Source organism: Streptomyces flaveolus (genome assembly GCF_000716535.1).
Lineage (GTDB): Bacteria > Actinomycetota > Actinomycetes > Streptomycetales > Streptomycetaceae > Streptomyces > Streptomyces flaveolus_A.
In genome coordinates this window covers 1-4,615 of sequence record NZ_JNWV01000096.1, presented here as the reverse complement: position 1 = coordinate 4,615, position 4,615 = coordinate 1, and the positions used below count along the sequence as shown (strand labels likewise).

Genomic DNA, 4,615 nt, shown 5'->3' with positions numbered 1-4,615 from the left:
ACGGCCTCCGCCAAATCCAATACCGCAGCGACATCATCGACGGATGCCTCACCGGAACAGGCCTCACACCGACGACACCACGACTACAACGTCAGTAACGGTGACGTCCAGCTACGTAGGACTCGTGTGGTCGCTCCCGCGGGCATGGCCGTGCACGGTGAACACATCACGATGCTGGGGGGCAACCGGCAACCAGACCGCCTGCATCGATGCCGTCTGACGGAGAGCGAGGCCCTGCTGGTCGAGGAAGCCTGTCTCACCCTCCCCCACGGGGCACCGCTCAAGCGGTACGCACGCCTCGTAGGACGAGGCCGCTATCTGTACCTGCGTGGCACATCACCCAGACAGTGGTACGTGACGGATATCTAGGCCGCCTCACGTCGTGTGCCGACCGCCCGGGCGGTCGGCCGGCTCGGGCCCAGGCGGCGGCCGGTTCGCCGGGCTGGAGGAAGTCGTGCACGTCCTCGTCGAGGCCGGCACCGAGGCCACCGGCTCCCACGTCGGCATGTCCCGCGGGCCCCGCGACGTCACGGCGTTGTCCGCGCTCGTCGCCGCCGGCAGCCCGGACCCCGGGCACTGGAAGACCGGGGACTACTACTGCTGCGTCGTGCCCAGCCAGGACTTCACCCGCCGCTTCGACCGGGCCCCGGACGAACTGCCGCAGGTCGTCCGGGCGATAGCCGCCCGGATGCGCTGGAACGGCTGGCACTTCATGCCGCACGCGTGCCGAGCGCGCGGTACGCGCCGTGGGCATCAAGACCGGCGGCTTCCACGTCGATCTGCGCTACGAATCCGAGGGCCCCATCGTCCTGGAGATCGGGGCCCCGCCTCGGCGGCGACCTGATCAACTCCCATCTGGTGCCGCTGGCCACCGGCGGAGCGGCGCACCCGTACCGCTCGCTCGTCAGGACGCTCACGGACGGTGAACTGCCGCTGCCCGCATCCTTCGTGACCACCGCGGCGATGCATCTATTGCCGGTCCCAGCCGGCAGCGACCTGCCGGCGCTGCTGGCCCGCCTCGCGGACCATCCGGCCGTGCGAGTCGCCGCCGAGTGGCCCTCACCCGAGGACGAGGTCGTGGTCGTGGTCACGGCGCGGGACCCGGACACGATCCCCGCGCTCCTCGACGAACTCCGCCAGCGGACGGAACGGTAGGGGCACATGCCCGACCCCGTGAACTCCCCGGACTCGCCGGGCCTGCCCGTCGTCGGTGTCCTGGCGTGCCGCAAGCGACGCGCCAACGGGACCAGCTACTCCCGGGTCAACGACGTCATCGCCGACAGCCTGCTGCGCCACGCGCGCGTCCTGCCGCTCCTCGTCCCGCTCCTCGCAGGTGAAATGGTGGCTCTCAGTGTCTCAGAGCGAGGACGCCAGCAGACCCGTGTAGACCAAGTGACGGCCATGCTCTACCGCTTGCTCACTGCGTGCGTAGGTGTCGTCAGAGCAGTCCCAACGACGCGCCCCTGGTCAGGTACTCACCTCATCGATGGTGTCCGCGATGAGGACGGGCACGTGGTTGATAGCGCGCTCCAAGAGCCGTTCGATCGCGACCGCGTGCTGGCTGTTGTCCACGCTGATGAGCGTGTACCAGGTCGCAGGTTCGTACCGGGCGAGCATGGACAGGGTGTACAGGACGGCCCACCAGGCCATCAAGGGATGCAGCTACCGCTTCATCGGGGGCAGGACCGGCAGGAAGTACCGGCCCCCGGCGTAGCCGCGGGTTATCGACCGTAGGTACGCCTGGCGTTCGGCTGTGGTCACCGATTCCTGGGACACCCGCCAGTCGAAGACCAGTTCGCCGCCGCCGCGTCTGTAGCGGGTGAAGTCCGGTGGCGCCTGGGGTCCCAGAGAGAGCACTTCTGACCACGTAGCTGTCGTACCGGGCGACGGCCGGGTACGCGGTCAGGAACTCTGCCAGTGCCTCGCGAGTGCCGGCGTCGATGACCCGGTCGGGGATGTCTCCTCCAGCCGCAGCGGGTCCCTGATACGACGACTGATCACCCACCTCGCCGACCGCGGCCCCACACCCGTCGAGCACCTCCTGCACTGGTCGCCCTGGCGCCGACGACGACAACACCAAGCCCGCACCAGCCACTGCACACGACGCGGACACAGCCCTGAACTGGCCATCAGTCACGGCAAGTCCCGTTGCAGTACCAGGACGCCGTCGCCGGGTCGGCGCGCCGGGGCGGCTCGGCACCGCCGGTGCTGCCCCGTCCCCCGCGCCCCGCCCGTTCCCGGGGACGTCCCCGGAGTCCCACGGGACGTGGGAACGGCATTCTGACAGCTCGTCACGGAAACGCTGGCTGTCGTGATCACGGTGCGTGGTCACGAGAACGACAGCCCGGAGGTTTCCATGATCCGACGGACCCTGCAGAGCGGCCTGCTGGCCGCGGTCGCGGTGCTCGCCATCCTGCCCACGGCGGCCGGTGCCGCCCCGGCGGGCGGCACCACCCCGTACCCCACGCCCGCCGCCGGCGTGCGGCACACCCTCCCCTCGCTGCTGCCCGCTCCGACCCGGCAGCAGTCGGCGAAGCACCGCACCGCCCGCCACCACCGCAGCGTCCACCGCGTGCACCACGCCGGGCGCCGCCTCCACTCGGCGCACCGCACCCACCGGCTCGGCCGCGTCATCGTGCAGACCACGTCGTACCGGCGTGGCATCCCCGCCGTGGGCCGCGTGGTCACGCACCGCCTCGCGCTGAACGTCCGCTCCGGCCCGGGCACCGGTTACCGGGTGGTCGGCCACCGGCACCACCACCGCCTCGTGGCCCTGACCTGCAAGCGCTACGGCACCGGGGTGTTCGGCAACCACACGTGGTACCGGCTGTCCCACCACAGGGGCTATGTCTCCGCCCGTTACGTCAGGGTCAACGCCACGCTCCCGTGGTGCTGACGGTCCCCCACCGCCGTACCCCCTGAACCACCGCCCACCCCGACCGTCGCGGCCTGTTCGAGGACCACGCATCCCCGAACAGGCCTTCGACGTGCTCATGTGCCTCACCCTCCTCACACCTCACTGAGTGTTGCAACCGCCTTCCCCTCGGGAAGCCATTCCGGCATCAAGGGCGAAGCGCCCATAGTGGATAAGGAGTCGAGGGACGCACCATGCCCCACCCCGAAAAACCGACCGCGCCCGACGAACCGTTGCTGGTCAGACTGCGGGAACTGAAGGACGGTACGGGGCTGAGCCTGGCGGCGCTGGCGGCGCGCACCCCGTACAGCAAGTCCGCCTGGCACCGCTACCTGACCGGTGCACAGCGGCCACCGCGGCCGGCCGTGGAGGCGCTCACCCGGCTGGCCCGCGTCGATCCCGAGGCGGTACTGGCCCTGTGGGAAGCCACCGAGCACACCGCCGACGGGCCATCGCCCGCGAGCACCCCGGATGGGATCGGACCCCGGCGCTCGGGCGGGCGGCGGTGGCTGCCACTGTGCGTGCTCGCGCTGGCGGGGGTGACGGCCGTGGTGGCCGCCGTCGCCGCGCACGACCGGAGCGGTTCGACCGCTACGCCGGTCGTGATGGCGGTCCCGCACTGCCACAGGACTTCCTGCCGGGGCGAGTTGCCCGACGCGACGGCCTGCGCACGCGACGCGCGGACCACCAGCACCGTCACCGACCCCGCCTACACCGTCCGGCTGCGCTACTCCCCGGCCTGCGGTACCGCCTGGTCGGAGGTGCGGGTGCGCTCCCCGCACGCCCGCGAGGTCTCGGTACGCGCGGGCCGGGACGTCCTCTCCACGACCTACCCGGCCGACGACACCACCGGCTACACGAGCCCGATGCTCTCCGTACGCTCCCCCCGGGGCATTGAGGCCTGCGCGGAGGTGGCCGAACAACTGGCCTGCACCGGCATGGACGTACAGGATCCGGACGAGGGCTGACCCCCTGCCCGGGGGCGGGCAACGATCCGCCCGCCGAGCCGGTGGCTGGGACCGCCCGAGTACGGCACGCGGCGGGCGGCCGGAGTACGGCAGGGGCGGTGAGCGGGTAGTCGTCGGCGCCGAAGAAGCGGACCGGGGCGCCAAGGGTGGCGGCCTGCTCCGCCTCCTCGCGGCGTACCGCTTTGATCTCCGCCGGCGTCCTGCCCTCGCGCCACGCCTCGGCGGACTCCCTGGGGCCCGTACCACCCCTGGACGCACCCCTTGCTACTGCTCGCCCAAAACCGAGCCGAGGAGGCCCGGACCGCCCTGACCATGACGCCCGAACCACCCCCTGACCACATGCAGGAGGCACTCTGGTGCCTGACCGCCCACGCCGCCGCCCGCCTCGGCGAGCGCCCGGTCGCCGCCCGCGCGGCAACGGTCCTGCGCGCCGCCCGCACCGAACACGCGGGCGGGGCGAGCGGGATGCTGACGCTGGGGCCGGTGGCGCGGTACCTGGCGGAGGCGGAGGCCTGCGCCGACAAGAGATGACCGACATCGTCCGCGGACCCGCTCCTCCACCTGCCCGTACTCGCCTTGACCGGGCAACGGGACACCGGACTGGCCCGGCCGTATGTGCCGAGGTGAGGCCGTAAGGGCTTGCAGATCATCAATGTGTTGCTTCCGGCTTCGGGGCTCGTTGGTGTGGTATGCGCATCTCGGTCGAGGCCCGTACCCAACTCTCCATGAAATT

At 71.3% G+C, this 4,615-nt stretch carries 6 protein-coding genes and 1 pseudogene; 5 read left to right on the top strand and 2 right to left on the bottom strand.

All coding sequences use genetic code 11. The annotated features are described in order from the left end of the window. Positions 1 to 454 precede the first annotated feature (454 nt). Positions 455 to 844 (top strand): hypothetical protein, encoded by a 390-nt coding sequence (locus OO52_RS45185; protein ID WP_030658822.1) that lies wholly within the window; start codon positions 455 to 457, stop codon positions 842 to 844. A gap of 14 nt (positions 845 to 858) precedes the next feature. Next, entirely contained in the window at positions 859 to 1,155 is a 297-nt protein-coding gene (locus tag OO52_RS45180) for a hypothetical protein (RefSeq protein WP_030658819.1), read from the top strand. Positions 1,156 to 1,467: 312 nt separating this feature from the next. On the opposite strand, the gene OO52_RS45175 is transcribed toward OO52_RS45180, so the two are convergent. Continuing rightward, positions 1,468 to 1,650: a YaaC family protein gene (locus OO52_RS45175; protein ID WP_030658817.1), complete on the bottom strand. Its 183-nt coding sequence runs from the start codon at positions 1,648 to 1,650 to the stop codon at positions 1,468 to 1,470. Positions 1,651 to 1,662: 12 nt separating this feature from the next. Then, positions 1,663 to 1,857 carry a hypothetical protein gene (locus OO52_RS53840; RefSeq protein ID WP_030658815.1) on the bottom strand — a complete coding sequence of 65 codons (195 nt, stop codon included), beginning with the start codon at positions 1,855 to 1,857 and terminating at the stop codon, positions 1,663 to 1,665. Positions 1,858 to 2,356: 499 nt separating this feature from the next. Here OO52_RS53840 and OO52_RS45165 point away from each other — a divergent pair, with 499 nt between their 5' ends. The 3 genes and pseudogenes from OO52_RS45165 to OO52_RS49225 form a co-directional block, all read left to right on the top strand. Then, complete coding sequence (locus OO52_RS45165) at positions 2,357 to 2,896, top strand: SH3 domain-containing protein (protein ID WP_030658813.1); 540 nt, start codon at positions 2,357 to 2,359, stop codon at positions 2,894 to 2,896. A gap of 212 nt (positions 2,897 to 3,108) precedes the next feature. Further along, entirely contained in the window at positions 3,109 to 3,882 is a 774-nt protein-coding gene (locus OO52_RS46430) for an XRE family transcriptional regulator (protein WP_051819124.1), read from the top strand. Between the two features lie 228 nt (positions 3,883 to 4,110). Continuing rightward, positions 4,111 to 4,413: pseudogene (locus OO52_RS49225) on the top strand (SARP family transcriptional regulator); the annotation flags it as partial. Between the last annotated feature and the right edge of the window lie 202 nt (positions 4,414 to 4,615).

Excerpts from the sequence above, each read along its gene's own strand:
- OO52_RS45165 (WP_030658813.1), top strand. The coding sequence starts at position 2,357 with ATGATCCGACGGACCCTGCAGAGCGGCCTGCTGGCCGCGGTCGCGGTG.
- OO52_RS45175 (WP_030658817.1), bottom strand. The coding sequence starts at position 1,650 with ATGGCCTGGTGGGCCGTCCTGTACACCCTGTCCATGCTCGCCCGGTAC.
- OO52_RS46430 (WP_051819124.1), top strand. The coding sequence starts at position 3,109 with ATGCCCCACCCCGAAAAACCGACCGCGCCCGACGAACCGTTGCTGGTC.